This is a genomic window from Streptomyces sp. NBC_01341 (assembly GCF_035946055.1).
Taxonomy (GTDB): Bacteria; Actinomycetota; Actinomycetes; order Streptomycetales; family Streptomycetaceae; genus Streptomyces.
Map to the genome: position 1 here is coordinate 3,137,154 of NZ_CP108364.1, position 25,099 is coordinate 3,162,252.

The following is a 25,099-nucleotide window of genomic DNA, read 5'->3' on the forward strand; positions in this document are numbered from 1 at the left end:
CAAGTGGTGCGGCAGGGGGACCCTTGCTCAGTGGTGCTCCACTCTCCAGTGGAGCCTCCCTCACTGGTCAACGCCAGGCGACGGAAGCTAGTTCCCTTGTGCCCGGGCGCCGGGGCAACGGCGGAAGGGGCGGATCCGATCGGATCCGCCCCTGGGCCGTACGGGTGGAAAGCGTCCTCGTGCGGGCCCGGGGGCCCGTGATGCGCGTCAGCGCTGGGCGGGCAGTCCCGCGAGCGCGCGGGCCTGCGCGTCGGGCTCGACGTCGCTGGTGCAGTGGGCGCAGCGGCTGGCGATGGCGGGGATCTCGGTGAAGCAGCGGGGGCAGTCGCGCAGGGCGGCCTTGATGTCGGCCTTCTCCTGATCCTGCTTGGCCGTGAAGCGGTTCTGGACCTTGGTCATCGGGAGGACGACCAGGAAGTACAGGACCGCGGCGGTGATGAGGAAGGCGATGGCGGCGCTGACGAAGAGGCCGTAGGGAAATTCCACGCCGTCGACGGTGTAGTGGGCCTTGCTGTAGTCACCTGCCCCACGGGTGAAGATCCCGATCAGCGGCAGGATGAACGCGTTGCTGAAGCCCGTGACCACCGCGGTGAAGGCGGCTCCGACGGCGAGGCCGATGGCCATGGAGATGACGTTCCCGCGGAGGATGAAGTCCTTGAACCCGTTCAGCACCGCTCTGGCTCCTCTGTGCTCTTCGTGCGTGCTCTTCGTCGGTGACGTGTGCACGCACGACCATGCCCTGAGCGCGGCGCGCCGGGCAAGCCGGTCGGCCGTGGGCGGCAGCGGTCAGAAGAGGCTGACGGCGGCGACGCGGAGGATGAGCTGGGGAGCGCCGGAGAGTGTGATTCCCGTTACCGCGGTGAGGGCGATCGCAGCTGTGAGCGGGGCGGGGACCCGGTGCCCGGGAGCAGCCGGGGTCTCTTCGGTGGCGGCGTCGGTCCCGGGGGTCCTGAAGAGTTCCGCGGTCCATCGCAGGTAGTAGTACAGCGCGATCACCACGTTGACGGCCATGACGACCGCGAGCCAGCCGAGCCCCGCGTCGACCGCTGCGGAGAAGACCGTCACCTTGGCGAAGAGACCGATGATCCCGGGCGGCAGACCGGCCAGGCAGAGCAGGAAGAAGCCCATCGCGAGCGCGGCCAGGGGGCGTGTGGCGTACAGACCCCGGTAGTCGCTCAGGCGGTTGCCCGGGTGGGTGCGGGCGACGAGGGCGGCCACCGAGAAGGCGCCGAGGTTCACCACCGCGTACATGAGCGCGTAGGCCACGGTGGAGCCGATCTGGGCGTCGCTGGAGTACGCGGCCGCGGCGATCGGGACGAGGAGGTATCCGGCCTGTCCTACGGACGACCAGGCGAGGATGCGTACGGCGCTGCGGGCACGGGTCGCCGTCTGCCGGAGTGCGGCGACGTTGCCGATGGTCATGGTGAGGGCGGCGAGGACGGCAAGGACGGGGCCCCACACGTCGGCGTAGGACGGGAAGCCGATCACCGTGACGAGCACCAGTCCGGAGAAGCCCACCGCCTTGCCGACGACCGAGAGGTAGGCGGCGATGGGGAGCGGTGCTCCGACGTAGGTGTCGGGAACCCAGAAGTGGAAGGGCGCCGCGGCCGTCTTGAAGGCGAAGCCGACGAGAGTGAGGACGACCCCGGTCCCGGCGAGGGTCTGGAACTGCCCCGGTACGTCGTCGAGCCGGGCGGCGATCTCGGTGAGGTGCATGGTGCCGGTGGTGGCGTAGACGAAGCTGACGCCGAGGAGCATGACGGCAGTGGCGACGACCGAGGAGAGGAAGAACTTCAGGGCCGCTTCCGAGGAGCGCCGGTCGCCGCGCTTGATGCCGACCAGGGCGAACGCGGGGAGCGAGGCGACTTCGAGGGCCACGACGAGCGTGGCGAGGTCCCGGGCGGCGGGCAGGAGCGCGGCACCCGCGGCGGAGGAGAGCAGCAGGAACCAGAATTCGCCCGCCGGGAGCTTGCGGGTGTCCCCGACCGAGAGCAGAGCGGTGAGCAGGGCTCCGCCGAGTACGAGGGCCTGGATGACGAGCGCGAAGTGGTCGGCGGTGTAGCTGCAGGCGCCGGCGTCGGTGAGGCAGAAGGTGGAGCGGTCCCCTGCGCGCAGGGGGATGAGCAGGGCGAGCGCGACGACGAGCCCGGCGACGGCCCCGTAGCCGAGGAGCGGTTTGCGCCGCTCGCTGACGAAGAGGTCGGTGACGAGGACGAGGAGGGCCACCCCCGCCGTGACGACGGGGGGTGCGATCGCGAGCCAGTCGACGGACTGGACGAGGCTCGCCGCCCCGGTTGCGCTGTCGGCTGCCACGGTCACGACTTGCCTCCTGCGAGGAGCTTCTGCACGGCCGGGTCGGTGAGGCCGAGGAGGACGGCGGGCCAGAGTCCGGCGAGGACGGTCAGTGCGGCGAGCGGGGTCCAGGCGGCGAACTCGTAGCTCTGGATGTCGGCGACGGCCTCGGTCCGCTCACGCTTCTCTCCCATGCAGACGCGGCGTACGACGATGAGCATGTAGGCCGCGGTGAGGAGGGTGCCGAGGGCGCCGAGGGACATGTACGTGAGGAAGGCGGGGCGGCTCAGTCCCTCGGCGGGGTCGAAGGCGCCGAACAGGGTGAGCATCTCGCCCCAGAAACCGGCGAGACCGGGGAGCCCGAGCGAGGCGACGGCGGCGAAGGCGAGAAGGCCGCCGAGGCGGGGCGCGCGGCCGTAGAGGGCGGCTCCCGTGGCGCCGGCCAGGGTGTCGAGGTCCGCCGTGCCGTAGCGGTCCTTGACGGCGCCGACCAGGAAGAACAGCAGGCCGGTGATCAGCCCGTGGGCGATGTTGGCGAAGAGCGCGCCGTTCACGCCGGTGGGGGTCATCGTCGCGATGCCGAGGAGCACGAAGCCCATGTGGCCCACGGACGAGTAGGCGATCAGGCGCTTCAGGTCGCCCTTTGCCCCGGGGCGGGCGAGGGCGAGGCAGGCGAGCGATCCGTAGATGATCCCTACGACGGCGAAGGCCGCCAGGTACGGCGCGAAGGTCCGCATCCCGTCGGGGGCGACGGGGAGCAGGATGCGGACGAACCCGTACGTACCCATCTTCAGCATGACGCCGGCGAGCAGGACGGAGCCCACGGTCGGGGCCGCGGTGTGGGCGTCGGGCAGCCAGGTGTGCAGTGGCCACATCGGAGTCTTCACCGCGAGGCCGATCCCGATCGCCAGTACGGCGATGACCTGCACGGACGTGGTGAGACCGCGGCCGTTGTCAGTGGCGAGTGCCACCATGTCGAATGTGCCGCTCTTCAGCCCGACGAGGAGCAGCCCCAGCAGCATGATCACGGATCCGAGCAGGGTGTACAGGATGAATTTCCAGGCGGCGGGCTGCTTCCGGTCGCCGCCCCAGCGGGCGATGAGGAAGTACATCGGGATGAGGACCATCTCGAAGGCCAGGAAGAACAGCAGCAGGTCGAGGACGGCGAAGGTCGCGAGTGTGCCGGACTCGAGGAGCAGGACCAGCGCGACGAAGGCCTTCGGGGAGGGGCCTGCGGGGAGCTTGAAGTAGCTGTAGAGCGCGCACAGGAAGGTCAGCAGCGCGGTCAGCACGAGAAGGGGGAGCGAGATGCCGTCGGTACCGAGGTGGATCCGGACGTCGAGTGCCGGGATCCAGCTGATGTCGGTGGTGGCCTGCATCTTCGACGGGTGGTCGTGGTCGAAACCCGCGGCCAGGACCAGTGCGGCGAGGAGCACGGCCCCGGTGACGGTCACTCCGTGGCGGAGCACGGCCTGGTCCGGGTTCCTGCCCTTGAGCCCGGGCGGGGCGGGCAGGAGCGCGGCGACCGCTCCCAGCAGGGGGACGACCACGATGAACGCCAGAAGGAACTGCATCACTGATGCGCTGATATCGAACACGGCTCACGCCCCGGCGTAGACGTTGGCAAGGACGGCGGCGGCGATCGCCAGGACGAGGGTTCCGGCGAGCAGCGCACTCAGGTAGGTCTGCACGTTGCCCGTCTGGGCGCGGCGGACCAGGGTGCCGAGTCCGCGGGCGATGCTGCCCGAGCCGCGTACGTAGGTGTCGATGACCTCGCGGTCCAGGAAGCGGACCAGCAGGGCCGCTGCCCGGACGGGGCGGACGAACACCGCGGTGTACAGCGCGTCCAGGTGGAAGCCGGTGACCGCGTAACGGTGGAGGGGGCCGAGCAGCAGCCGGCCGGGGTCCGACGGGTCCCGGGCGTCCGCGATCGTGCCGTACGCCGCGGTGTGCGAGGTCATCGCCTCGGCCTCCACGAGCGCTGGTTCGGCATCGGGGTGGGCGGCGACCGCGCCGACCGGGGGTCGTCCCGCGAGGGCCGTGGTGTGGCGCCATGCCCCGTAGGTGACGAGTCCGCCGACGAGTCCGACGCCGGTGGACAGGACGGCAGTCGTGAGGGAAGGGGCGAGGCTGTGTCCGTCGAACCAGTCGGTGAGCGTGCCGACGGCGAGGCCGAGGGCAATGGTCGGGACGGCGAGGACCCAGAGCACGGAGGTCATCGCGACGGGCTGCTTGCCGTGGTCCGGGGCCTCGGGGCCGTGTCCGCGGAAGACCAGGAGCCACAGTCGGGTGGCGTAGGCGGCGGTGAGGGCCGCCGCGACGAGTCCGGCGACGAGGACGGTCCAGCCGGCCGCGGCCGGTGCGACGTGACGGTCTCCGAAGGCGGTGTGTTCGGCGGCGACGAGGACCGCCTCCTTGGAGAAGAAGCCGGCGAACGGGGGGATGGCGGCCAGTGCGAGGAGGGCGACGGTCATCGTCCAGTAGGCGTCGGGGATGCGCTTGGCCAGCCCGCCCATGCGGGACATGGCGGCGAGTGAGTTGGTGCCCGTCGCGTGGATCACCACACCGGCGGCCAGGAAGAGGACTGCCTTGAACGCACCGTGGGACATCAGGTGGAAGACGGCCGCCCCGCGGTCGCCGACGGCCAGGGCGCCGGACATGTAGCCGAGCTGGCCGATGGTCGAGTAGGCGAGCACGCGCTTGATGTCGTCCTGCGCGAGGGCGGCGAGTCCGGAGCCGATCATCGTCACGGCCGCCATCACGGCGAGGACGACCAGGGCAGCACCCGAGGCGGCGAAGACGGGGAGGAGGCGGGCGACGAAGTAGATACCGGCGGCGACCATCGTCGCCGCGTGGATGAGCGCGGAGACGGGGGTGGGGCCGGCCATCGCGTCGGGCAGCCAGGTGTGCAGCGGGAACTGGGCGGACTTGCCGGCGACACCCGCGAGAAGCAGCAGCGCGACGAGGGTGGGGTGGTCGAGCCCCCCGTTGCCGACGGCCGCCAGGATCCCGGTGATCCGGAACGTACCGGTGTCGGCGGCGAGCGCGAAGAGGCCGATGAGGAAGGGCACGTCGCCGAGCTTGGTGACGAGGAAGGCCTTGAGCGAGGCGGCGCGGGCCTCGGGGGTCTCCCAGTAGTGGCCGACGAGGAAGTACGAGCAGATGCCCATGATCTCCCAGCCGACGAGGAGCACCATCAGGTCGCCGGAGTAGACGACGAGCAGCATCGCGGAGGTGAAGAGGGAGACGAGCGCCGCGTACGAGGGGTAGCGGGCATCGCCCTTGAGGTACGCGGTCGAGTAGATCTGGACGCAGGTGGCGACGAGCCCTACGAGGACGGCGACGAGGACGGCGAAGCCGTCGAGGTGCAGGGACAGGTCGATCGGCACGGAACCGGTGGGGGTGTACCGGGTCGAGGCGTCGATGGCGGGGCCGCCGCCCTGGCGTGCGGCGACGACGACGGCGCACACGGCGGCCACGAGGGTCGGAAGGACGGCGACGGGCCGGACGAAGCCGGGTGCGGTCCGCCCGAGGAGAAGGCCTGCTGCGGCGCCCAGGAACGGGAGGAGGGGGACGAGGACGGCGAGGGTCGTGGTGGTCACGCGGTGGCCTCAGCCTTCTTTGCCTTCCCTGCCGTGGCAGTGGCCTGGTCAGTGGTGCCGGGGGCTGCCCCGTCGGATTGCGCGTCGGGGTCGTCGGGGAGTGCTTCGGCCTCGTCGGTCTCCGCGGTGTCGCGGAGGCGGTCGACGTCCGAGGTGCCGCGGTTGCGGTGGACTGCGAGGACGATCGCGAGTCCGATGCCGATCTCGGCCGCGGCGATCGCGATGGTGAAGAGGGTGAGGGCCTGGCCCGCGTGCAGGGCGTCGCGCAGCCAGACGTCGAAGGCGACCAGGTTGAGGTTGACGGCGTTGAGCATGAGCTCGACGGACATCAGGACGAGGATCGCGTTGCGGCGGGCGAGCACTCCGTACAGCCCGGTGCAGAAGAGGAGGACGGCGAGTACGACCGGATAGGCGAGGTGCATCAGCTCTGGTCCTCCCGGTGGGCGTCACTGCGGCCCCCGCGGTGCTCAGGGTCCTGGCCTGCCTGCGTGGCCTGCCCGGCGCGCCCGGCCGGCCTTGTCTGCCGGCCCTGCCGGCCCTGCGGGCCCTGCGGGCCCTGCGGGCCCTGCAGGCCCTGTAGGCCAGGCGGGTCCTGTCGGCCCTTGCGGGACAGGACGATGGCGCCCACGAGGGCCGCGAGCAGCAGGACGGAGAGCGCCTCGAAGGGCAGTACCCAGTGCCGGAAGAGGAACTCGCCGGAGACCTTGGTGGAACCCTGGGCGGGCCCGTCCAGATCGATCCAGGTGGTGCGGAAGGCGTCGACGACGACCCAGACGAGTGCGGCGGCCGCGGCGACGGCGACACCGAGCGCGACCCACCGGTTGTCCGAATCGGCGTCCGGGGAACGGCCGATGGGGGCTCTGGTGAGCATCAGCCCGAAGAGGAGGAGGACGACGACGGAACCGACGTAGATCAGGACCTGGACCCATGCGATGAACTCGGCCGTCAGGAGCAGGTACTCCACCGCGATACCGCCGAGGGCGACCACGAGCCACAACGCCGCATGCACGAGCTGTTCGGTCGTGACGGTGATCAGCGCGGCGCCGAGGGTGGCGAGGCCGACGAGGACGAAGGCGATCTCGACACCGGTCGGTGAGAGGAAACCGGAGTGTCCGGCCGTGGCGGCGAACATCACTCCTGCCCTTCCTGTTCCGCTGCCCGGCCCGGCCGGGCCTCGGGTGCGCCCTGCGCCCTCTCGGCTTCCCGGGCAGCCTGTGTGTCCTGTGCTTCCTGGGCCTGGAGTTTCTCGGCCGCCTTGCGTGCGGCGGCGATCTCCTTGGGCTCCTCGGCGGCCGGGTCGAGTGCGGGCGGTTCGGGGACGGTCCACATCCACTCACGGAGCTTGTCGCGCTCGTGGGTGAGTTCGTGGATGTCCGTCTCCGCGTACTCGAACTCGGGAGACCAGAACAGTGCGTCGAAGGGACACACCTCGATACAGATACCGCAGTACATGCAGAGGGCGAAGTCGATGGCGAAGCGGTCCAGGACGTTGCGGCTGCGCTCACGGCCGCCGGGAGCGGCGGCCGGCATCGTCTCCTTGTGGGAGTCGATGTAGATGCACCAGTCGGGGCACTCACGGGCGCAGAGCATGCAGACCGTGCAGTTCTCCTCGAACAGCCCGATGACGCCGCGGGTACGGGGCGGCAGTTCGGGCTGGACGTCCGGGTACTGGGCGGTGACCGTCCGCTTCGTCATGGTCCGCAGGGTGACGGCAAGGCCCTTGGCCAGGCCTGAACCGGGGATCGGGGGCACTAGTTGATCGCCACCTTCACGATGCCGGTGAGCGCGATCTGCGCCAGGGCGAGGGGGATGAGCGTGGTCCAGGCGAGCTTCTGCAACTGGTCCTCGCGCAGGCGGGGATAGGTGACCCGGAGCCAGATGACCACGAAGGCGAGGACTGCGGCCTTGAGCAGGGTCCAGACCCAGCCCAGGCCGTCGGCGAAAGGCCCGTGCCACCCACCGAGGAAGAGGACGGTCGTCAGCCCGCACAGGACGACGATCCCGGCGTACTCGGCGAGCAGGAACAGGGCGAAGCGCAGGCCCGTGTACTCGGTGTACGCGCCGAAGATGATCTCCGAGTCCGCGACCGGCATGTCGAAGGGCGGGCGCTGGAGTTCGGCGAGCCCCGCCACGAAGAAGACCAGGGCGCCCACGATCTGCCAGGGCACCCACCACCACTCGAAGGCGTCGAGGATGCCGGGAAGCGACACGGTGCCCGCCGCCATGGCCACGGACGCGGCGGCGAGCAGCATCGGCAGTTCGTACGCGAGCAGTTGTGCGGCGGTGCGGAGGCCGCCGAGGAGCGAGAACTTGTTGGCCGAGGCCCAGCCCGCCATGAGCGAGCCGAGCACGCCGACGCCCAGGACCGCGAGCACGAAGAAGATGCCCGCGTCGACGACCTGGCCGACCGCCCCATCGCCGGGGCCGATCGGAATGGCCACGATCACGAGGAGGTACGGCAGCAGGGCGACGGCGGGCGCGAGCTGGAAGATACGGCGGTCCGCGTCGGCCGGTACGACGTCTTCCTTCTGCGCGAACTTCACACCGTCCGCGACAAGCTGGGCCCAGCCGTGGAACCCGCCCGCGTACATGGGACCGAGGCGGCCCTGCATGTGCGCCATCACCTTGTGCTCGGCCTGCCCCACGAGGAGCGGGGCGACCATGAACACGGCGAAGACGATGACGAGGCGGAGGGCGACGTCGAGTACGTCGTTCACGCGGTATCGCCTCCGGCGGGGCGGTCGGGACCGGTGGAACGGTCTTTACGGGACGAGGAGTCGGGGCCCGGCCCGGGCGCGGGATCAGCTTCGGGGGCCGGGTCGCCGTCCTGAACCGGGTCCGGTCGGAACCCGGGGTCGGTTCCGGGGGCGGGGTCGGTTTCGGGGGCGGGGTCGGTTTCGGGGGCGGGCGGTCGCTCGGGGTCGCGCTCCGGCTCTCGCTCGGCCTCCGGTACGGCCTCGCGCTCCGGCTCCGGGGACCTTGCGGCCTCCGGCTCCGGCCCCGACTCCGAGGACGTTGCAGCCTCGCGCTCCCGCCCCGGAGGCCCCTCGGGCCGTTCCGCCCGCTCGGGCCGCTTCGGGGTGGTGTCGAACGCCGGGCGTGCGTCGTGCCAGGGTGCGTCCGCGCTGCCGGCTGCCCCCTTGGGCCGTGCCGCTTCCCCGCGGTTCCGTGCGGTGTCCGCGCCGGTCGCATCGGACTCAGGGCCGCTCGGACCCGAGCCCGTACCCGCGTCCGTACCGGCGCCGCGCGCGGCGGTGTCCCGACCCGCGCCCGTGTCCGGCCCCGCAGTCGTATCCGGACCCGTACCCGCGTCCGGTCCCGGTTCACCGGCCGGCTGCTGTGCCGGATCCGCGCCGGTGACCTGGCTGGCAGAGCCCTGGGAAGCGCTGCGGCTGCGCCGGGGCGGCGCCGTCCGCGGGGTCTCCGCTGCGTCCGGGGCCGCTGCGTCCGGGGCCGCTGCGTCCGGGGCCGGTGCGCCCGGGGTTCCCGCCGTGTCCGGTGCCGTGGCCTGTCGTTGCGCTGCCGAACCGTCGCCCGCGGTACGCGCCCGGCGCACCGGCCGGTCGCCCGCCGCGCGGGCGCCCCTGGCCGGGCGGGCCGGGGCGGGCGGGAGCTGGCCCTTGAGCGGGCCCCATTCGTTCGGGTCGGGGACACCGGGCGGCAGCATCGTGCGCCGCTTGGGCCCGCCGTGTTCGGACTCGCCCGGCTCCTTCGCGCCCGGCCATGCCTTGGCGACCCGGGCGGCCAGGACGAAGTCCTTGCGCAGCGGGTGGCCCTCGAAGGTCTCGGGCAGCAACAGCGGCACCAGGTGAGGGTGGTCCTCGAAGCCGATGCCGAACATCTCGTGTGTCTCACGTTCGTGCCATGCCGCACCCGCGTAGACGCCGATGGCGCTCGGCAGGGTGGCCGCTTCGTGCGGAACGGTCGTACGGACCAGCAGGCGCCGGACGGTGCCGTCGCCGAGCGCAGCGACGTGGGCGCAGACACGGAAGCCGGTGCCCGGCTCGTCGACCGCGCTCAGCCAGTCGAAATAGGTGCAGCCAAGGTCGTCGCGGACCGTTTCGAGGGCGGGGATCCAGGAGGCGGCGGGGACGTCGACCGTCAGCAGGTCGTAGGCACGGGCGGCGGTGGCTTCCGGGCCGAAGACGTCGGCGGCGGCGTCGGGCAGCCGGCCGTAGAGCTCGGCGGCGGTCACGTCCGCTCCTCCCCCGGTGTCTTGGGGGCAGCGACGAGGCCGCTGCGCAGTGCGGCGGCCGAGGGGCGGGCGGTGTCCTCGCCGGCGTACCGGTCGGCGAGCGATTCGCGGGCGATCTTCTCCTGGAGCTTGAGGATGCCCTGCAGGAGCGCCTCGGGCCGGGGCGGGCAGCCGGGGACGTACACGTCGACGGGGATGATCTGGTCGACGCCCTTCGTCACGGAGTACGAATCCCAGTAGGGCCCGCCGCAGTTGGAACAGGCGCCGAAGGAGATGACGTACTTCGGTTCGGGCATCTGCTCGTAGAGCCGCTTGACGGCAGGCGCCATCTTGTCCGTCACGGTGCCGGACACGATCATCAGGTCGGCCTGCCGGGGGCCGGGGGCGAAGGGGATGACGCCCAGCCTGATGAAGTCGTGCCGTGCCATGGAGGCCGCGATGAACTCGATGGCGCAGCAGGCGAGTCCGAAGTTGAAGACCCAGAGGCTGTAGCGGCGGCCCCAGTTGAGGACCACCTTCATCGGTTCGGGCGCGAGCCGGGACAGCACGCCGAGCTTCTTCGGCTCGGGCAGCAGCGTCGGATCGGGCAGCGAAACGGGGGGTTCCGGGTTCGGCCGGCTCGTCACGCCCATTCGAGGACGCCCTTCTTCCATGCGTAGAGCAGTCCCACGGCCAGGAAGCCGAGGAAGATGAACATCTCCACCAGCGTCGTCGCGCCGTATCCCGGTGCCGCGAAGACCGTCGCCCACGGGAACAGGAAGATCGAGTCGACGGCGAAGATCACGTACAGGAAGGCGTACACGTAGTAGCGGACCTGTGTGTGGGCCCAGCCCTCGCCCACGGGGTCCACCCCGCACTCGTACGTGAGGAGTTTCTCCGGCGTCGGGACCACGGGCCTCAGCAGCCGGCCGGCGCCGAAGGCGACGGCGACGAACAGCACGCCGACCAGGGCGAGCAGTCCGACCACCGAGTAGCTCTGGAAGTAGTCCGACGCGAGAACGGTCGGTCCCGGCACGTCCGCCACGTCCGCCCCTCGCTCCCTCAACCTGTTCGACGGTCTGTACGCACGGGAGTCTAGGCCCTGTTAAAGAGACGGTAAGCAACGCATGCGTACAAAGGGTGAGGGGCCCCTCGCACGAACGGTGAGCGGCCCCTACGGACGGGGGGTGGGGTTTTCCCTACCGCGCCTCACCCACGAACCCCATGGCGTGCGGCTGTCCCGCCCGGCACGCTGGGTGTATGACCATGAGTTCCTCCTCGCCGGACGACGACCGGCCGCCGCCCGCGCGCTTCGCTTTCGACCGGTGGACGTGGAAGGAGATCGCCTATCTCCTGGCGAATCTTCCGGTGGCGATCGCCGGGTTCGTCTACACCGTCTTCCTGATCGGCGTGGGCGCCGGGCTGTCCGTCACCGTGATCGGGCTGCCGTTGCTCGCACTGGGGCTGCAGGGTGCGCGGGGGATCGGCCGGACCGAACGCGGTCGGGCTCGGGGGATGCTCGGGGTGCGGATCGAGGAACCGAGCCCGGTGGTGCGCGGCCGCCGGGAGCGGGGGTTCTTCAGCTGGCTGTGGTCGGTGCTGAAGGATCCGGTGGCCTGGCGGGCGTTGCTGTATTCGTTCATCAGGCTGCCGTGGGGGGTGGCGACGTTCACGGTGACGCTGGTGAGCCTGTTCGTGCTCTGGCCGGTGCTCCCGTACATCGCGCGGGGTCTCACGAACGCCGACCGGGCCATGGTCCGGGCGCTGCTCTCGCCCTCGGACGAGCTGGAACGCCGGATCGAGGAGCTGGAGTCGGACCGGGGGGTGGTCGTGGACACCGCCGCCGCGGACCTGCGCCGCATCGAACGCGACCTCCACGACGGCGCACAAGCACGCCTCGTCGCCCTCGCCATGGGTCTCGGCCTCGCCAAGGAAAAACTCACCGACGACCCCGAAGCCGCCGCCCGCATGGTCGACGAAGCCCACGGAGAGGTCAAGGTCGCCCTCCAGGAACTCCGCGACCTCGCCCGCGGCATCCACCCCGCCGTCCTCACCGACCGCGGCCTCGACGCGGCACTCTCCGCCATCGCCTCCCGCTGCACCGTCCCCGTCGACGTCACCGTCGACCTCGACACACGACCCGCCCAGGCCATCGAAGGCATCGCCTACTTCACCGTCTCCGAACTCCTCCAGAACGTCAGCAAACACGCCCGCGCCACCCGCGCCACCGTCGACGTCTGGCGCACCACCGACCGCCTCATGCTCCAGGTCACCGACAACGGACACGGCGGGGCACGGCTGGAGGGAGGTACGGGGATGTCGGGGCTGGCGGAGCGGCTGGGCGCGGTCGACGGACTGTTCGTCGTCGACTCCCCCGCCGGCGGCCCGACGACGGTGACCGCGGAGCTGCCCTGGCGCGACCTCGCGGACACCCCGGTCGCGCCGTGACCCCTGAGTCGGGTCCCGTGTCCCCGCCCGGACCATCCGTGGGTGGGGAAAACCACCTGTCGGATACGGAGAGCGCCCTCATGGTGCGGGGTCCCTCCGCACAGCAGTCTTGCTACATCAGCCGCTTGGTACATCAGCCGCTGTACAGGCCCGCGGGGAGTCCCCGCCCAGAAGAAACGGACGGACGCCACTGATGGCCACGGCATACGGACCGGACACGCGGGACCGTCACAGGCCCGCCGCCGGGCCGGGGGGCGACCCGCCGGCGAAGCACCTCCTGCCCGCGCCGCTGCGTGCCCCGTTCGAGGGCCGCATCTGGCGCGAGCTGGCCTATCTGGTCCTGAGTCTGCCGATCAGCGTGGTGCTGTTCAGCTTCGCGGTGACCATGACGTCGCTGGGTGTGGGCTTGCTGATCACCTTCCTCGGCATTCCGGTACTCGCCGTCGGCCTGGTCGTGTGCCGCGGCTTCGGCGTGATGGAACGGGGCCGGGCGCGCGGCCTGCTGAAACTGGACGTCGCCGACCCGGCCCCGGTGCGCGGCCGTACCGGCGGACTGATGTCCTGGGTCGGGGCGGTGCTCAGGAGCGGGGTGTCCTGGCGGCATCTGCTCTACGCGCTGCTGCACATGCCGTGGGCGGTGTTCGCCTTCGCCGTCGCGGTGACGTTCTGGACGTACGGCTGGGCCGCTTTCACCTACCCGCTGTGGCACTGGGTCTTCCCGGCCTTCGTGGGCGTCGACGGCATCCAGCTGTACGGCGACCGCACGCACCAGGTCTATCTCGACTCGTCCCTCGAACTGGCGGCCACCGCCGCCGCCGGGCTGGTGCTGGTCCTCGTCACTCCGTGGATCGTCCGCGGCCTGGCCTCCGTGGACCGGCTGATGGTGCGGGGGCTGCTCGGTCCGTCCCGGCTGGCGACCCGCGTCTCGGAGCTGGAGTCGGACCGGGGGGTGGTCGTGGACACCGCCGCCGCGGACCTGCGCCGCATCGAACGCGACCTCCACGACGGCGCACAAGCACGCCTCGTCGCCCTCGCCATGGGTCTCGGCCTCGCCAAGGAAAAACTCACCGACGACCCCGAAGCCGCCGCCCGCATGGTCGACGAAGCCCACGGAGAGGTCAAGGTCGCCCTCCAGGAACTCCGCGACCTCGCCCGCGGCATCCACCCCGCCGTCCTCACCGACCGCGGCCTCGACGCGGCACTCTCCGCCATCGCCTCCCGCTGCACCGTCCCCGTCGACGTCACCGTCGACCTCGACACACGACCCGCCCAGGCCATCGAAGGCATCGCCTACTTCACCGTCTCCGAACTCCTCCAGAACGTCAGCAAACACGCCCGCGCCACCCGCGCCACCGTCGACGTCTGGCGCACCACCGACCGCCTCATGCTCCAGGTCACCGACAACGGACACGGCGGGGCGGACGTGTCGGCGGGCAGCGGTCTCGCCGGGCTGACGGAGCGGCTGGACGCGGTCGACGGCGTCCTCGTCGTCGACTCCCCCGCCGGCGGCCCGACGACGGTCACGGCCGAACTCCCCTGGCGGGGCTGAGGGCACGGGTCCTGCGCGCGGGCCACAGCCGCAGCGCCCCGGCCGCCACCACGGCGGCCGGGGCGCTGCGGCTCGCCCTGTGCCGCGACGGAACCGCTGATCCGGGGCACACGGGGGCGCCGATGCTGGAATGCTGGACACACAGGGACCGCGCACAGCGGCGTACCGACGGAACACCGACAGTGGGGAACGCAAGGCCGTGGAGGAAAGAGTGCGGGTCGTCATCGCCGAGGACTCGGTGCTGCTCCGGGAGGGGCTGACCCGGCTGCTGACGGATCTCGGGCACGACGTCGTCGCGGGGGTGGGTGACGCCGAGGCGCTGCTGAAGACGGTGGGTGACCTCGCCGCCGAGGGCGCGCTCCCGGACGTGGTGGTCGCCGACGTGCGCATGCCGCCGACCCACACCGACGAGGGGGTCCGCGCCGCCGTGCGGCTGCGGAAGGACTACCCGCAGATCGGGGTGCTGGTGCTCTCCCAGTACGTCGAGGAGCAGTACGCCACCGAGCTGCTCGCCGGAAGCAGTCGCGGGGTGGGGTATCTGCTCAAGGACCGGGTCGCGGAGGTCCGGGAGTTCGTGGACGCCGTGGTGCGGGTGGCCCGGGGCGGTACCGCGCTGGACCCCGAGGTGGTGGCGCAGCTGCTGGGTCGCAGCCGGAAGCAGGACGTACTCGCGGGGCTCACTCCGCGTGAGCGCGAGGTCCTGGGTCTGATGGCGGAAGGGCGTACGAATTCGGCCGTCGCCCGGCAGCTGGTGGTGAGCGACGGGGCGGTGGAGAAGCACGTCAGCAACATCTTCATGAAACTGGGCCTGTCACCCAGTGACGGTGACCACCGGCGTGTTCTGGCCGTTCTCACGTATCTGAACTCCTGACAGACGGCGATCTTTCCGGGATGATCCGTCCGTGATGATCCCGGCGATCCACCCGCAGTGAAGCGAGACCCATGCCCCCGGCGAAAGGATGAGGGCCACAGAGGCGTTCACCGAGCGACCCGGGGGCGGGGAATATGGCGGAGCGTGACGAATTCGGGTTCCGGAAACGCGTCCGCCATATGAACGGTCCGAGGAAGGCGACCCTTACAGAAGTAGGGTGGGGCGCGGACCGCCGGCGGGCCGGCCGGTCCCGAGCCGCCGCCCCGAGGGAGGTCCAGTTCAGTGACCAGTCAGGTCAGTAGCCCAGCCGGAAAGTCCGATGAGGCCAGCGAGCCCGTCGTCGCGGAGCAGCGCGCCCCGCATATCGATCGTGCGGGCGCCACCGACAAGGAAATCCGCCGTCTCGACCGTGTGATCATCCGTTTCGCGGGTGATTCGGGGGACGGCATGCAGCTGACCGGTGACCGGTTCACCTCGGAGACCGCGTCGTTCGGGAACGACCTGTCGACCCTGCCGAACTTCCCGGCCGAGATCCGGGCACCCGCCGGTACCCTGCCGGGGGTCTCGTCGTTCCAGCTGCATTTCGCCGACCACGACATCCTGACTCCGGGCGACGCGCCGAACGTGCTGGTCGCGATGAATCCCGCCGCGCTCAAGGCGAATATCGCCGATGTTCCGCGCGGGGCGGACATCATCGTGAACACGGATGAGTTCACCAAGCGCCCTATGGCGAAAGTCGGATATTCCGAATCTCCTCTGGAGGACGGATCGCTCGAGGCGTACAACGTGCATCCGGTTCCGCTGACGACCTTGACGATCGAGGCGTTGAAGGAGTTCGGCCTTTCCCGCAAGGAGGCCGAACGGTCGAAGAACATGTTCGCTCTGGGGCTCCTCTCCTGGATGTACAACCGTCCGACCGAGGGGACGGAGACATTCCTCCGGTCGAAGTTCGCGAAGAAGCCCGACATCGCCGAGGCGAATGTGGCGGCATTCCGCGCGGGCTGGAATTTCGGTGAGACGACGGAGGATTTCGCGGTCTCGTACGAGGTCGCACCGGCGACGAAGGCGTTCCCGACCGGCACGTACCGCAATATCTCAGGGAACCTCGCCCTGTCGTACGGGCTGATCGCGGCGGCCCGGCAGGCGGATCTCCCGCTGTACCTGGGGTCGTATCCGATCACTCCGGCGTCCGACATCCTGCACGAGCTCAGCAGGCACAAGAATTTCGGTGTCCGGACCTTCCAGGCGGAGGACGAGATCGCCGGGATCGGAGCGGCGCTCGGCGCCGCGTTCGGCGGGTCCCTGGGGGTGACGACCACGTCGGGGCCCGGTGTCGCGCTGAAGTCGGAGACGATCGGCCTGGCGGTGTCCCTGGAGCTGCCGCTGCTGATCATCGACATCCAGCGGGGTGGCCCCTCCACCGGCCTGCCGACGAAGACGGAGCAGGCCGACCTGCTCCAGGCGATGTACGGGCGCAACGGCGAGGCCCCGGTGCCGATCGTGGCGCCGAGGACGCCGGCGGACTGCTTCGACGCGGCGCTGGACGCCGCGCGGATCGCGCTGACGTACCGGACCCCGGTGTTCCTGCTCTCGGACGGCTATCTGGCGAACGGCTCCGAGCCGTGGCGTATCCCCGAGACCGACAGCCTCCCCGATCTGCGGACGCAGTTCGCGACCGGTCCGAACCACGAACTCGCGGACGGCACGGAGGTGTTCTGGCCGTACAAGCGGGACCCCGAGACGCTGGCCCGCCCGTGGGCCGTGCCGGGCACCCCGGGGCTGGAGCACCGCATCGGCGGGATCGAGAAGCAGGACGGTTCGGGGAACATCTCCTACGATCCGGCCAACCACGAGTTCATGGTGCGCACCCGCCAGGCGAAGGTCGACGGCATCGTGGTCCCCGACCTGGAGGTCGACGACCCGGCGGGCGCGGACACCCTGGTCCTGGGCTGGGGCTCGACGTACGGGCCCGTCACGGCGGCGGTCCGGCGGCTCCGCGCGGCGGGCGAGACCATCGCGCAGGCCCATCTGCGCCACCTCAACCCGTTCCCGCGGAATCTCGGTGAGGTGCTGGGGCGTTACGACAAGGTCGTGATCCCGGAGATGAACCTCGGCCAGCTCGCCACCCTCGTCCGGGCCAAGTACCTCGTGGACGCGCGGAGTTTCACCCAGGTCAACGGAATGCCCTTCAAGGCCGAGCAGCTCGCCACAGCCCTCAAGGAGGCCATTGATGCCTGACACCAACGAACTCCTCCACCTGGTCCCGAAGGCCGAGGGCAAGCAGTCCATGAAGGACTTCAAGTCCGACCAGGAGGTGCGCTGGTGCCCGGGCTGCGGTGACTACGCGGTCCTGGCGGCCGTGCAGGGCTTCATGCCGGACCTGGGGCTGGCCAGGGAGAACATCACGTTCGTCTCCGGCATCGGCTGCTCGTCCCGTTTCCCGTACTACATGAACACGTACGGGATGCACTCCATCCACGGCCGCGCCCCTTCCATCGCGACGGGGCTGGCCACCTCGCGGCGTGACCTGAGCGTCTGGGTCGTCACCGGTGACGGCGACGCGCTGTCCATCGGCGGCAACCACCTCATCCACGCGCTCCGGCGCAACGTGAACCTCAAGATCCTGCTGTTCAACAATCGGATCTACGGGCTCACCAAGGGCCAGTACAGTCCGACGTCCGAAGTCGGGAAGATCACCAAGTCGACGCCGATGGGCTCGCTCGACGCGCCCTTCAACCCGGTCTCCCTCGCACTGGGCGCGGAGGCGACCTTCGTCGCACGGACCGTGGACTCCGACCGCAAGCACCTCACCAGCGTGCTGCGCGCGGCCGCCGACCACCCGGGCACCGCGCTGGTGGAGATCTACCAGAACTGCAACATCTTCAACGACGGTGCCTTCGAGGTGCTCAAGGACAAGGAGCGGGCGGAGGAGGCCGTGATCCGCCTGGAGCACGGCAAGCCGATCCGGTTCGGCGCCGATGGCGCCAAGGGCGTCGTCCGCGACCCCCTGACGGGCGATCTCGCCGTCGTCGCGGTCACGGAGGAGAACCAGTCCCGGATCCTCGTCCACGACGCGCACAACCCCAGCCCGACGACCGCCTTCGCGCTGTCCCGGCTGGCCGACGCCGACACGCTCCACCACACGCCCATCGGGGTGCTGCGGAGCGTGGAGCGCCCTGTCTACGACGCGCTCATGTCCGACCAGCTCGACGTTGCGATCGAGCAGCACGGCAAGGGGGATCTGAGCACCCTCCTGGCGGGCAACGACACCTGGACGGTGGTGGGCTGACCGTCCGTCAGGCCTGCGGTAGGCCCGGAGCAGACCGGCTCCGGGCCTCGTCGTATTCCTCGCGGGCCGCCTCGACCGCGTCGACCCGCCGCTCGGCCCACCGGGCCAGTCCCCAGACCTGTTCCGCCGCCTCCTGGCCGAGCGGCGTGAGGGTGTAGTCCACGCGCGGCGGGATGACCGGCTTGGCATCGCGGTGCACGAAACCGTCGCGCTCCAGGGTCTGCAGGGTCTGGGCCAGCATCTTCTCGCTGACGCCCCCGACGGTGCGGCGCAGCTCGCTGAAGCGGTAGGAGCGCTCCAGCAGTGCCGCGAGGACCAGCACGCCCCAGCGGCTGGTGACGTGTTCCAGGACGAGCCTGGAGGGACACATCGGCTGGTTGACCGTGGCGGGTGCGGCGGAACGGGCGCTCATGCCAGTACCTTACTTCAAAGTGGGTACTTTCGATTGGAAAGTGCACCTCCTAGGGTGAGCGACAGGAGTCCGCGTTCGGGGATCCGCGCATGCGCCCGGCCGTCCGGGCGGCACACAGGAGGAACACCATGAGCATCGTCGTCACCGGAGCAACCGGGGCACTCGGCCGTCTCGTCGTCGAGCGGCTGCTCGCCACCGTCCCGGCGGAATCCGTCGCGGCCGTCGTCCGCAGCAAGGAGAAGGCCGCCGCTCTCGCGACCCGGGGCGTCGAGATCCGCGTCGCGGACTACAGCAACCCCGAGACCCTTTCCGGAGCGTTCCGGTCCGGCGACCGGGTCCTGCTGGTCTCCGGCAGCGAGGTCGGCAAGCGCGTCGAGCAGCACACCGCCGTGATCGAGGCCGCGAAGGCCGCAGGGGTGGCGCAGCTGGCCTACACCGGCGTGCTCGGCGGCCCGGACGCGGACTTCCTGCTGGCGGCCGAGCACAAGGCGACCGAGCAGCTGATCCTGGACTCCGGCATCCCCTACACCTTCCTGCGCAACGGCTGGTACACCGAGAACTACACGGCGAACCTGGGCCCCGTCCTGGAGCACGGCGCCGTCATCGGCAACGCGGGCGAGGGCCGGGTCGCCTCCGCCACCCGGGCCGACTTCGCGGACGCGGCCGCCGCCGTGCTGACGGGCGAGGGCCACCTCGGCGAGGCGTACGAGCTGAGCGGGGACGTCGCCTGGTCACTGGCCGATTACGCCGCCATGGTGTCCGAGGCGACGGGCCGGAAGATCGTCTACACCGAGGTGTCCGCCGCCGCGCACCAGGGGATCCTCGTCGACGCCGGCGTCCCGGCACCGTTCGCCGAGATCCTCGTGGACGTGGACGAGGCCATCCGGCGCGGCCTGCTCGCCGGCACCAGCGGTGACCTGGCGCGCCTGATCGGCCGGCCGACGACCCCGGCGTCCGAGACGATCGCCGCCGCGGTGGCCACCGCCTGACCCGGCCCCGTACCCTGTCACGACCGTTCCCGCGAGACGGCAATGACACGGGGCCTCCCCCGGCGCTACCTTCGTGCAGTCGGCCGACCGCCGGCGAAGGAGCGCCGGGGAGGGCCCGTGGACGGGAAGAACGAGCAGCGCGCAGGCCTGTTGTACGGAATCGGCGCGTACGGGATGTGGGGCCTCGTGCCCCTCTTCTGGCCGTTGCTGGAGCCGTCGGGAGCGGTGGAGATCCTCGCCCACCGGATGGTCTGGTCGCTGGGTGTCGTCGGGATCGCGCTGCTGGCCCTGCGCCGCTGGGCGTGGATCGGCAAGCTGCTGCGCCGGCCCAGGACGCTGGGACTGATAGCGGTCGCCGCCGCGGTGATCTCGGTCAACTGGGGCCTCTACATCTGGTCCGTCAACAACGGCCACGTCGTCGAGGCGTCCCTCGGCTACTTCATCAACCCGCTGGTCACCATCGCCATGGGCGTCCTGCTGCTCGGCGAGCGACTGCGGCCCGCACAGTGGACCGCCGTGGCCACCGGCTTCGCCGCGGTGCTGGTGCTGGCGATCGGCTACGGGCAGCCGCCGTGGATCTCCCTGGTGCTGGCGTTCTCGTTCGCGACGTACGGACTGCTGAAGAAGAAGGTCGGCATGGGGGGCCTGGAGTCCCTGGCCGCCGAGACCGCCGTGCTCTTCGTGCCCGCGTCCGGCTTCCTGGTGTGGCTGGGAGTGCGCGGCGACGCCACGTTCCTGGCCGGCGGCGGCGGGCACGGCGCCCTGCTCGCCGCGACGGGCATCGTCACCGCGATCCCGCTCGTCTGCTTCGGCGCCGCCGCCATCCGGGTCCCGCTGTCCGTGCTGGGCCTGCTGCAGTATCTGGCGCCGGTGTTCCAGTTCGGGCTCGGCATCCTGTACTTCCACGAGGAGATGCCTCCCGAGCGGTGGGCCGGCTTCGGGCTGGTCTGGGTGGCGCTGGTGCTGCTGACCTGGGACGCGCTGCGGACGGCCCGCCGCACGAGGGCCGAGGCACTGCGCCTCGCCGTGCAGGCGGCCCAGGCGGGGCCGCCCCTGGGCGCGGACCCCGCCCGCCCGCCGGCCAAGGGCGCCGGAGCGACTGCCCCCGACCGGACTCCGGCTCCCTGAAGGACCCGCCCCGAAGAAAAGTTACTCGGTTGCTTTTTTGACTCGGTTGCGTTTTCCTCTCCTCAGGACGACACGACCGAGGAGCAGGCATGACCGACGTACTGATCGCGGGCGCGGGCCCGACCGGACTGACGCTGGCCTGCGACCTCGCACGGCGGGGCATCGCCGTGCGCGTCGTGGACAAGTCCCCTGAGCACCCGCGCAGCTCGCGGGCCAAGGGCCCCAACCCCCGTTCCCTGGAGGTACTGGAGGACCTGGGGGTCGTACGGGAGGTGCTCGACGCGGGCTCGGCGCCGCTCCCGATGCGCAAGTACCGCGACGGCGTGCCCGTCGCCGACGCCGACCCGTACGCGGACTCCGCACCGACGCCGGACGCGCCGTACGACCGGGGCAGACTGATCGCCCAGTGGCGGCTGGAGGAGATCCTCCGCGACCGCCTCTCCACCCTCGGGGTCTCCGTCGCCACCGGCACCGAGGTCGTGGGCCTCGACGAGGACGGGGACGGGGACGGGGTGAACGTCACGTACGCCGACGGCTCCCGGACCCGGGCACGCTACGCGGTGGGCTGCGACGGCGCCCACAGCCGCGTGCGGAAACTGCTCGGGATCCCCTTCGACGGGAAGACCGACGAGGAACAGGTGATGGTCTGCGGGGATGTCGAGATCACCCCGGGCGTCCTGGACCGGGGCCTCTGGCACCAGTGGTTCGACGCGGACGGAGCGGTCATGCTCTGCCCCGTCCCCGGCAGCCGGACCGGCTGGTGGTTCCAGGCGGGACCGGAGCGTGACCCTTCCGGCGCCCCGCTCGCCCCCTCCCCTGACGGCTTCCGGCGGCTCTTCACCCGGCACACCCGGCTTCCGGGCGCCCACCTCACCGAGGCCACGCTGCTCTCGACGTACCGCGTCAACGTCCGCATGGCCGGGCGCTTCCGGGTGGGCCGGGTCTTCCTGGCCGGGGACGCCGCCCATGTGCACGCGATCGCCGGCGGTCTCGGCATGAACACCGGCATCCAGGACGCCTACAACCTGGGGTGGAAGCTCGCCCAGGTGCTGCGCGGCCGGGCGGAGCCGGCGCTGCTGGACACCTACGAGGAGGAACGCCTGCCGGTCGCCGCGTGGACGCTGGACATCACATCGGACCGGCTGCGGGCCACGCTGGAGGCGATCCGGCGACCGGGCGGCGGACTCGACAGCGCGATCACCCGGGAGACGACGGGGCTCGACCGGGGGTACCGCTGGAGCTCCCTCGCCGCGCCCGGTGGCGACGGCGAGCTGCGGTCCGGAGACCGCGCCCCCGACGCCCCCTGCCACCACGCGAGGACCGGGACGCCCACCCGCCTCTTCCGCGCCTTCGCCGGACCGCACATCACCGTGCTGGGCTTCGGGCCCGCCTCGGAGGGGACACTGCGCCGGGTCCGGGAGGCGCACGGCGACGCCGTCCGGACCTGCCGGGTGTACGACGCCGGGGCGACCGGCGCCGAGACGGCGGCGGCCGGCCCCGACGCCCTGCACGACCGGAAAGGGCTCGCCCGCACCGCTTACGGCGCGGTCGAGGACACCGTCGTCGTGATCCGCCCCGACAACCACGTCGGGCTGATCGCGGGAGCGGACGAACACGACGCGGTGCGGCGGTATCTGGACGTGCTGGACGGGGCGGCTCAGCCGGATCCGACGAGTGCGGAAGGCATGGTGGACGGGGCGCCCAAAGGCTGATTGAGTGCCCGGATGGGGACGATCCTGGGGGACATGAGGCACGTCCGGTGGCATGAGCTGCGCCACGCTCAGGGCTCCGCCTCCCAGGTGCCCGGCATGCTGTCGCGCATCGCCTGGGGTGACAGCGAATCGGCCGAGGACGCGCTCAACGACCTGGGGCGGTGGATAGCCGCGATGGCGGTGTTCGACGCGACGGTGGCCACGGTGCCGTTCCTGTGGGAACTCGCCGCCAGGGAAACCGTGAAGGAGCGGGTGGGCGTGCTCGGCCTGCTGGGGACGATCCTCGCCGGCGGTCACGCCCACCAGCCGGGGTGGACCAGGGACGCGCATCTGGCGGTCCTGGCCGGGCGGACGACGGCCGAGCGGCTGGCCGGGGACAGCGACCCCGCGGTGCGCGCCGCGGCCGGGGAACTGCTGGCGTCGCTCGGCGGCCACGCCTGCGCCACCTGCTCGCCGCGCTGAGGGCCGCCGGCCGGCCGTCCCGTCACCCCGGGAGCCTCGCCGGGGGTCGAAACGGATGACGCGGCCCCTCGGTGTACGGAGAACAAGTCCCGGTTCCGGCGAGCCCGTTGCCGAGCCAATCACGCAAGCAGTACAACCGGTTTCCATGACCCTGCACTGGAAAGTCGTCATCGACGCGGCAGAGCCGCACGCCCAGGCCGACTTCTGGGCCGAGACCCTCGGTTACCTCGTCGAGGACAACAGCGCCCTGATCGAGGAGCTGCTCGCCGTCGGGGCGGTGCCCGAGTCCAGCACGGTGGAGCCGCACGGGCGCCGGGCCTGGCGCGATCTCGTCGCCGTACGGCACCCGGACGATCCGTACGACGAGAAGAGCGGGACCGGTCTCGGACGCCGGCTGCTCTTCCAGCGCGTCCCCGAGCCGAAGACGGTGAAGAACCGCCTCCACCTGGACGTCCACACGGCTCCCGGACAGCGCGAGGCGGAGGTGGAGCGGCTCGTGGGGCTGGGTGCGAGCGTGCTGCGGATCGTGGACGAACCGGGCGGCTCGTGGCAGGTGCTCCTGGACCCCGAAGGCAACGAGTTCTGCGTGCACTGATCCCGCACACCGTCCGCGCAGGTCAGCGGCGCACGGCTGAGAGGCGATCTCTCTAGGCTGACCTCATGTTCACGCCACCCGCCGCATACACCCTCGTCGCCACGGATCTCGACGGGACGCTGCTGCGCACCGACGACACCGTGAGTCCCCGGTCCCGCGCCGCCCTCGCCCGCGCGGCGTCGGCCGGCGCACGGCATCTGATCGTCACGGGCCGTCCTGTTCCCGGAATACGCGCCCTGCTCGCCGACCTCGGCTACGACGGCCTCGTGGTCTGCGGGCAGGGCGCGCAGGTCTACGACGCGGGGGCGGCCCGCATGCTGAGGTCGGTGACGCTGGACCGGGAGCTGGCCGACACCGCGCTCGGCAAGATCGAGGCCGAGGTGGGGCAGGTGTTCGCCGCGGTGGACCAGGACGGGCCGGACGGCCGGACGCTGATGGAACCGGGGTACCGCATGCCGCACCCCTCGCTCCCCGCCCGGCGGACCGGCCGGCGCTCCGAGCTGTGGGCGGCGCCGGTCATCAAGGTCCTGATACGCCACCCGGAACTGACGGACGACGAACTGGCGGCGGCCGCCCGCGGAGCCGTGGGCGACCTGGCGTCCGTCACCATGGCGGGGCCGGGCACGGTGGAGATGGCGCCGTTCGGCGTGGACAAGGGCACCGGGGTCACCCTCGCCGGGGAACTGCTCGGCCGTGACCCGGCGGGCGCGGTGGCGTTCGGCGACATGCCCAACGACCTGCCGATGTTCCGGATCTCCGGCCACCGGGTGGCGATGGCGGGCGGGCACCCGGAGCTCAGGGCCGCCGCCGACGAGATCACGCTCTCCAACGACGACGACGGGGTGGCGGTGGTCCTGGAGCGCCTGTTCGCCTGAGAGCCTGTCGCTCCGCGCCGCTCCGTCAGCCGCCGACGGGGGCGCCGCCGTCCGGGGAGCGGGGAGCGGCACTCTCCACCTCGGCCCCCACGGACTTCAGGACGTGGGCCACGAGGGTCGCCACCCTCGCCCCGTCCATCGGCGGCTTCCGCAGCAGGTTCCGGTAGTAGAGCGGGCCGTAGAGCAGCTCCACCACGAGCGGGAGGTCGGCGCCCGCCGGGACCTGCCCCTGTTCCTGGGCCCGGCGCAGGCGCTGCACGGCGGCGTCGAAGCGCGGATCGACGAGCTGTTCGCGGACGGCGCGCGCCAGCACCTCGTCGTCGTGCAGCTCCGACAGGATGCCCGCGTAGACGGGGCCGTACGGCGGCGTGGAGGCCATCCGTACCGCGCCGTCGATGTGGGTCCGCAGGTCGGCAACGATGTCACCGGTGTCGACAAAGGGCGTGGCGCCGACGAAGACCTCGGTGAACGCCTCCAGCATCACCGCACCCTTGGACGGCCACCAGCGGTAGATGGTCTTCTTGCTCACACCGGCGCGGGCCGCGATGGCCTCGATGGTGACCCGGCCGTAGCCCTTCTCCGCGCACAGCTCCAGAGCGGCGTCCAGCGTCGCCCGTCGTGATCTCTCGCTGCGGCGCAGGGAACTCTGCGATGTGATCATTCGGTGAGCATAGGGGGATTCCGCCCACCGCTTGTTGACA

At 71.2% G+C, this 25,099-nt stretch carries 24 protein-coding genes; 11 read left to right on the forward strand and 13 right to left on the reverse strand.

The genetic code is table 11. From position 1 onward, the window contains the following. Nucleotides 1-207 precede the first annotated feature (207 nt). From OG206_RS13615 to OG206_RS13665, 11 genes are all read right to left on the reverse strand, one after another. Nucleotides 208-672, reverse strand: a complete 465-nt coding sequence (locus tag OG206_RS13615; protein ID WP_327115734.1) for a large conductance mechanosensitive channel protein MscL — start codon at nucleotides 670-672, stop codon at nucleotides 208-210. Nucleotides 673-786: 114 nt separating this feature from the next. Next, nucleotides 787-2,319 (reverse strand): NADH-quinone oxidoreductase subunit N, encoded by a 1,533-nt coding sequence (locus OG206_RS13620; protein WP_327115735.1) that lies wholly within the window; start codon nucleotides 2,317-2,319, stop codon nucleotides 787-789. Next, complete coding sequence (locus tag OG206_RS13625; protein ID WP_327122264.1) at nucleotides 2,316-3,866, reverse strand: complex I subunit 4 family protein; 1,551 nt, start codon at nucleotides 3,864-3,866, stop codon at nucleotides 2,316-2,318. Before OG206_RS13625 ends, OG206_RS13620 begins: the two co-directional genes overlap by 4 nt. A 27-nt stretch (nucleotides 3,867-3,893) precedes the next feature. After that, nucleotides 3,894-5,894: an NADH-quinone oxidoreductase subunit 5 family protein gene (locus OG206_RS13630; protein WP_327115737.1), complete on the reverse strand. Its 2,001-nt coding sequence runs from the start codon at nucleotides 5,892-5,894 to the stop codon at nucleotides 3,894-3,896. Continuing rightward, on the reverse strand, nucleotides 5,891-6,316 hold the full coding sequence (nuoK, locus tag OG206_RS13635) for an NADH-quinone oxidoreductase subunit NuoK (protein WP_327115739.1): 426 nt from the start codon (nucleotides 6,314-6,316) through the stop codon (nucleotides 5,891-5,893). Before nuoK ends, OG206_RS13630 begins: the two co-directional genes overlap by 4 nt. After that, complete coding sequence (locus OG206_RS13640; protein ID WP_327115741.1) at nucleotides 6,316-7,026, reverse strand: NADH-quinone oxidoreductase subunit J family protein; 711 nt, start codon at nucleotides 7,024-7,026, stop codon at nucleotides 6,316-6,318. Before OG206_RS13640 ends, nuoK begins: the two co-directional genes overlap by 1 nt. Then, nucleotides 7,026-7,646 carry a NuoI/complex I 23 kDa subunit family protein gene (locus tag OG206_RS13645; RefSeq protein WP_327115743.1) on the reverse strand — a complete coding sequence of 207 codons (621 nt, stop codon included), beginning with the start codon at nucleotides 7,644-7,646 and terminating at the stop codon, nucleotides 7,026-7,028. Before OG206_RS13645 ends, OG206_RS13640 begins: the two co-directional genes overlap by 1 nt. Beyond that, on the reverse strand, nucleotides 7,646-8,611 hold the full coding sequence (locus OG206_RS13650) for a complex I subunit 1/NuoH family protein (RefSeq protein ID WP_327115745.1): 966 nt from the start codon (nucleotides 8,609-8,611) through the stop codon (nucleotides 7,646-7,648). Before OG206_RS13650 ends, OG206_RS13645 begins: the two co-directional genes overlap by 1 nt. After that, nucleotides 8,608-10,089: an NADH-quinone oxidoreductase subunit C gene (locus OG206_RS13655; protein WP_327115747.1), complete on the reverse strand. Its 1,482-nt coding sequence runs from the start codon at nucleotides 10,087-10,089 to the stop codon at nucleotides 8,608-8,610. The genes OG206_RS13650 and OG206_RS13655 overlap by 4 nt, the downstream gene beginning before the upstream one ends. Then, the gene (locus tag OG206_RS13660) at nucleotides 10,086-10,721 is read right to left on the reverse strand and encodes an NADH-quinone oxidoreductase subunit B (RefSeq protein WP_327115749.1); all 636 of its coding nucleotides are present in this window, start codon (nucleotides 10,719-10,721) and stop codon (nucleotides 10,086-10,088) included. The genes OG206_RS13655 and OG206_RS13660 overlap by 4 nt, the downstream gene beginning before the upstream one ends. After that, the gene (locus OG206_RS13665; protein WP_053930253.1) at nucleotides 10,712-11,113 is read right to left on the reverse strand and encodes an NADH-quinone oxidoreductase subunit A; all 402 of its coding nucleotides are present in this window, start codon (nucleotides 11,111-11,113) and stop codon (nucleotides 10,712-10,714) included. Before OG206_RS13665 ends, OG206_RS13660 begins: the two co-directional genes overlap by 10 nt. Nucleotides 11,114-11,328: 215 nt before the next feature. On the opposite strand from OG206_RS13665, the gene OG206_RS13670 reads away from it, so the two are divergent. The 5 genes from OG206_RS13670 (at nucleotide 11,329) to OG206_RS13690 (ending at nucleotide 18,225) form a co-directional block, all read left to right on the forward strand. Further along, complete coding sequence (locus tag OG206_RS13670) at nucleotides 11,329-12,516, forward strand: sensor histidine kinase (protein WP_327115753.1); 1,188 nt, start codon at nucleotides 11,329-11,331, stop codon at nucleotides 12,514-12,516. Between the two features lie 193 nt (nucleotides 12,517-12,709). After that, entirely contained in the window at nucleotides 12,710-14,065 is a 1,356-nt protein-coding gene (locus OG206_RS13675) for a sensor histidine kinase (RefSeq protein WP_327115755.1), read from the forward strand. 211 nt (nucleotides 14,066-14,276) lie between these two features. Next, nucleotides 14,277-14,936, forward strand: a complete 660-nt coding sequence (locus OG206_RS13680) for a response regulator transcription factor (RefSeq protein ID WP_327122265.1) — start codon at nucleotides 14,277-14,279, stop codon at nucleotides 14,934-14,936. 282 nt (nucleotides 14,937-15,218) lie between these two features. Beyond that, nucleotides 15,219-17,174, forward strand: coding sequence for a 2-oxoacid:acceptor oxidoreductase subunit alpha (locus OG206_RS13685; protein WP_327115757.1), 1,956 nt, complete (start codon nucleotides 15,219-15,221; stop codon nucleotides 17,172-17,174). Then, nucleotides 17,167-18,225 carry a 2-oxoacid:ferredoxin oxidoreductase subunit beta gene (locus tag OG206_RS13690; RefSeq protein ID WP_327115759.1) on the forward strand — a complete coding sequence of 353 codons (1,059 nt, stop codon included), beginning with the start codon at nucleotides 17,167-17,169 and terminating at the stop codon, nucleotides 18,223-18,225. Before OG206_RS13685 ends, OG206_RS13690 begins: the two co-directional genes overlap by 8 nt. 7 nt (nucleotides 18,226-18,232) lie before the next feature. Here OG206_RS13690 and OG206_RS13695 read toward each other — a convergent pair whose 3' ends face one another. Then, entirely contained in the window at nucleotides 18,233-18,637 is a 405-nt protein-coding gene (locus OG206_RS13695; RefSeq protein ID WP_327115761.1) for a winged helix-turn-helix transcriptional regulator, read from the reverse strand. Between the two features lie 128 nt (nucleotides 18,638-18,765). On the opposite strand from OG206_RS13695, the gene OG206_RS13700 reads away from it, so the two are divergent. From OG206_RS13700 to OG206_RS13725, 6 genes are all read left to right on the forward strand, one after another. Next, nucleotides 18,766-19,626 carry an SDR family oxidoreductase gene (locus tag OG206_RS13700; RefSeq protein WP_327115763.1) on the forward strand — a complete coding sequence of 287 codons (861 nt, stop codon included), beginning with the start codon at nucleotides 18,766-18,768 and terminating at the stop codon, nucleotides 19,624-19,626. A 117-nt stretch (nucleotides 19,627-19,743) separates the two neighbouring features. Continuing rightward, nucleotides 19,744-20,754, forward strand: coding sequence for an EamA family transporter RarD (gene rarD / locus OG206_RS13705; RefSeq protein ID WP_327115765.1), 1,011 nt, complete (start codon nucleotides 19,744-19,746; stop codon nucleotides 20,752-20,754). 89 nt (nucleotides 20,755-20,843) lie between these two features. Beyond that, the gene (locus OG206_RS13710; RefSeq protein ID WP_327115767.1) at nucleotides 20,844-22,466 is read left to right on the forward strand and encodes an FAD-dependent monooxygenase; all 1,623 of its coding nucleotides are present in this window, start codon (nucleotides 20,844-20,846) and stop codon (nucleotides 22,464-22,466) included. 12 nt (nucleotides 22,467-22,478) lie between these two features. Beyond that, nucleotides 22,479-22,928 carry a hypothetical protein gene (locus OG206_RS13715; protein WP_327115769.1) on the forward strand — a complete coding sequence of 150 codons (450 nt, stop codon included), beginning with the start codon at nucleotides 22,479-22,481 and terminating at the stop codon, nucleotides 22,926-22,928. Nucleotides 22,929-23,073: 145 nt separating this feature from the next. Further along, entirely contained in the window at nucleotides 23,074-23,523 is a 450-nt protein-coding gene (locus tag OG206_RS13720; protein WP_327115771.1) for a VOC family protein, read from the forward strand. 65 nt (nucleotides 23,524-23,588) lie between these two features. Beyond that, complete coding sequence (locus OG206_RS13725) at nucleotides 23,589-24,398, forward strand: HAD family hydrolase (protein WP_327115773.1); 810 nt, start codon at nucleotides 23,589-23,591, stop codon at nucleotides 24,396-24,398. Nucleotides 24,399-24,423: 25 nt separating this feature from the next. Here OG206_RS13725 and OG206_RS13730 read toward each other — a convergent pair whose 3' ends face one another. Beyond that, nucleotides 24,424-25,059 (reverse strand): TetR/AcrR family transcriptional regulator, encoded by a 636-nt coding sequence (locus tag OG206_RS13730; RefSeq protein ID WP_327115776.1) that lies wholly within the window; start codon nucleotides 25,057-25,059, stop codon nucleotides 24,424-24,426. Nucleotides 25,060-25,099: the final 40 nt, after the last annotated feature.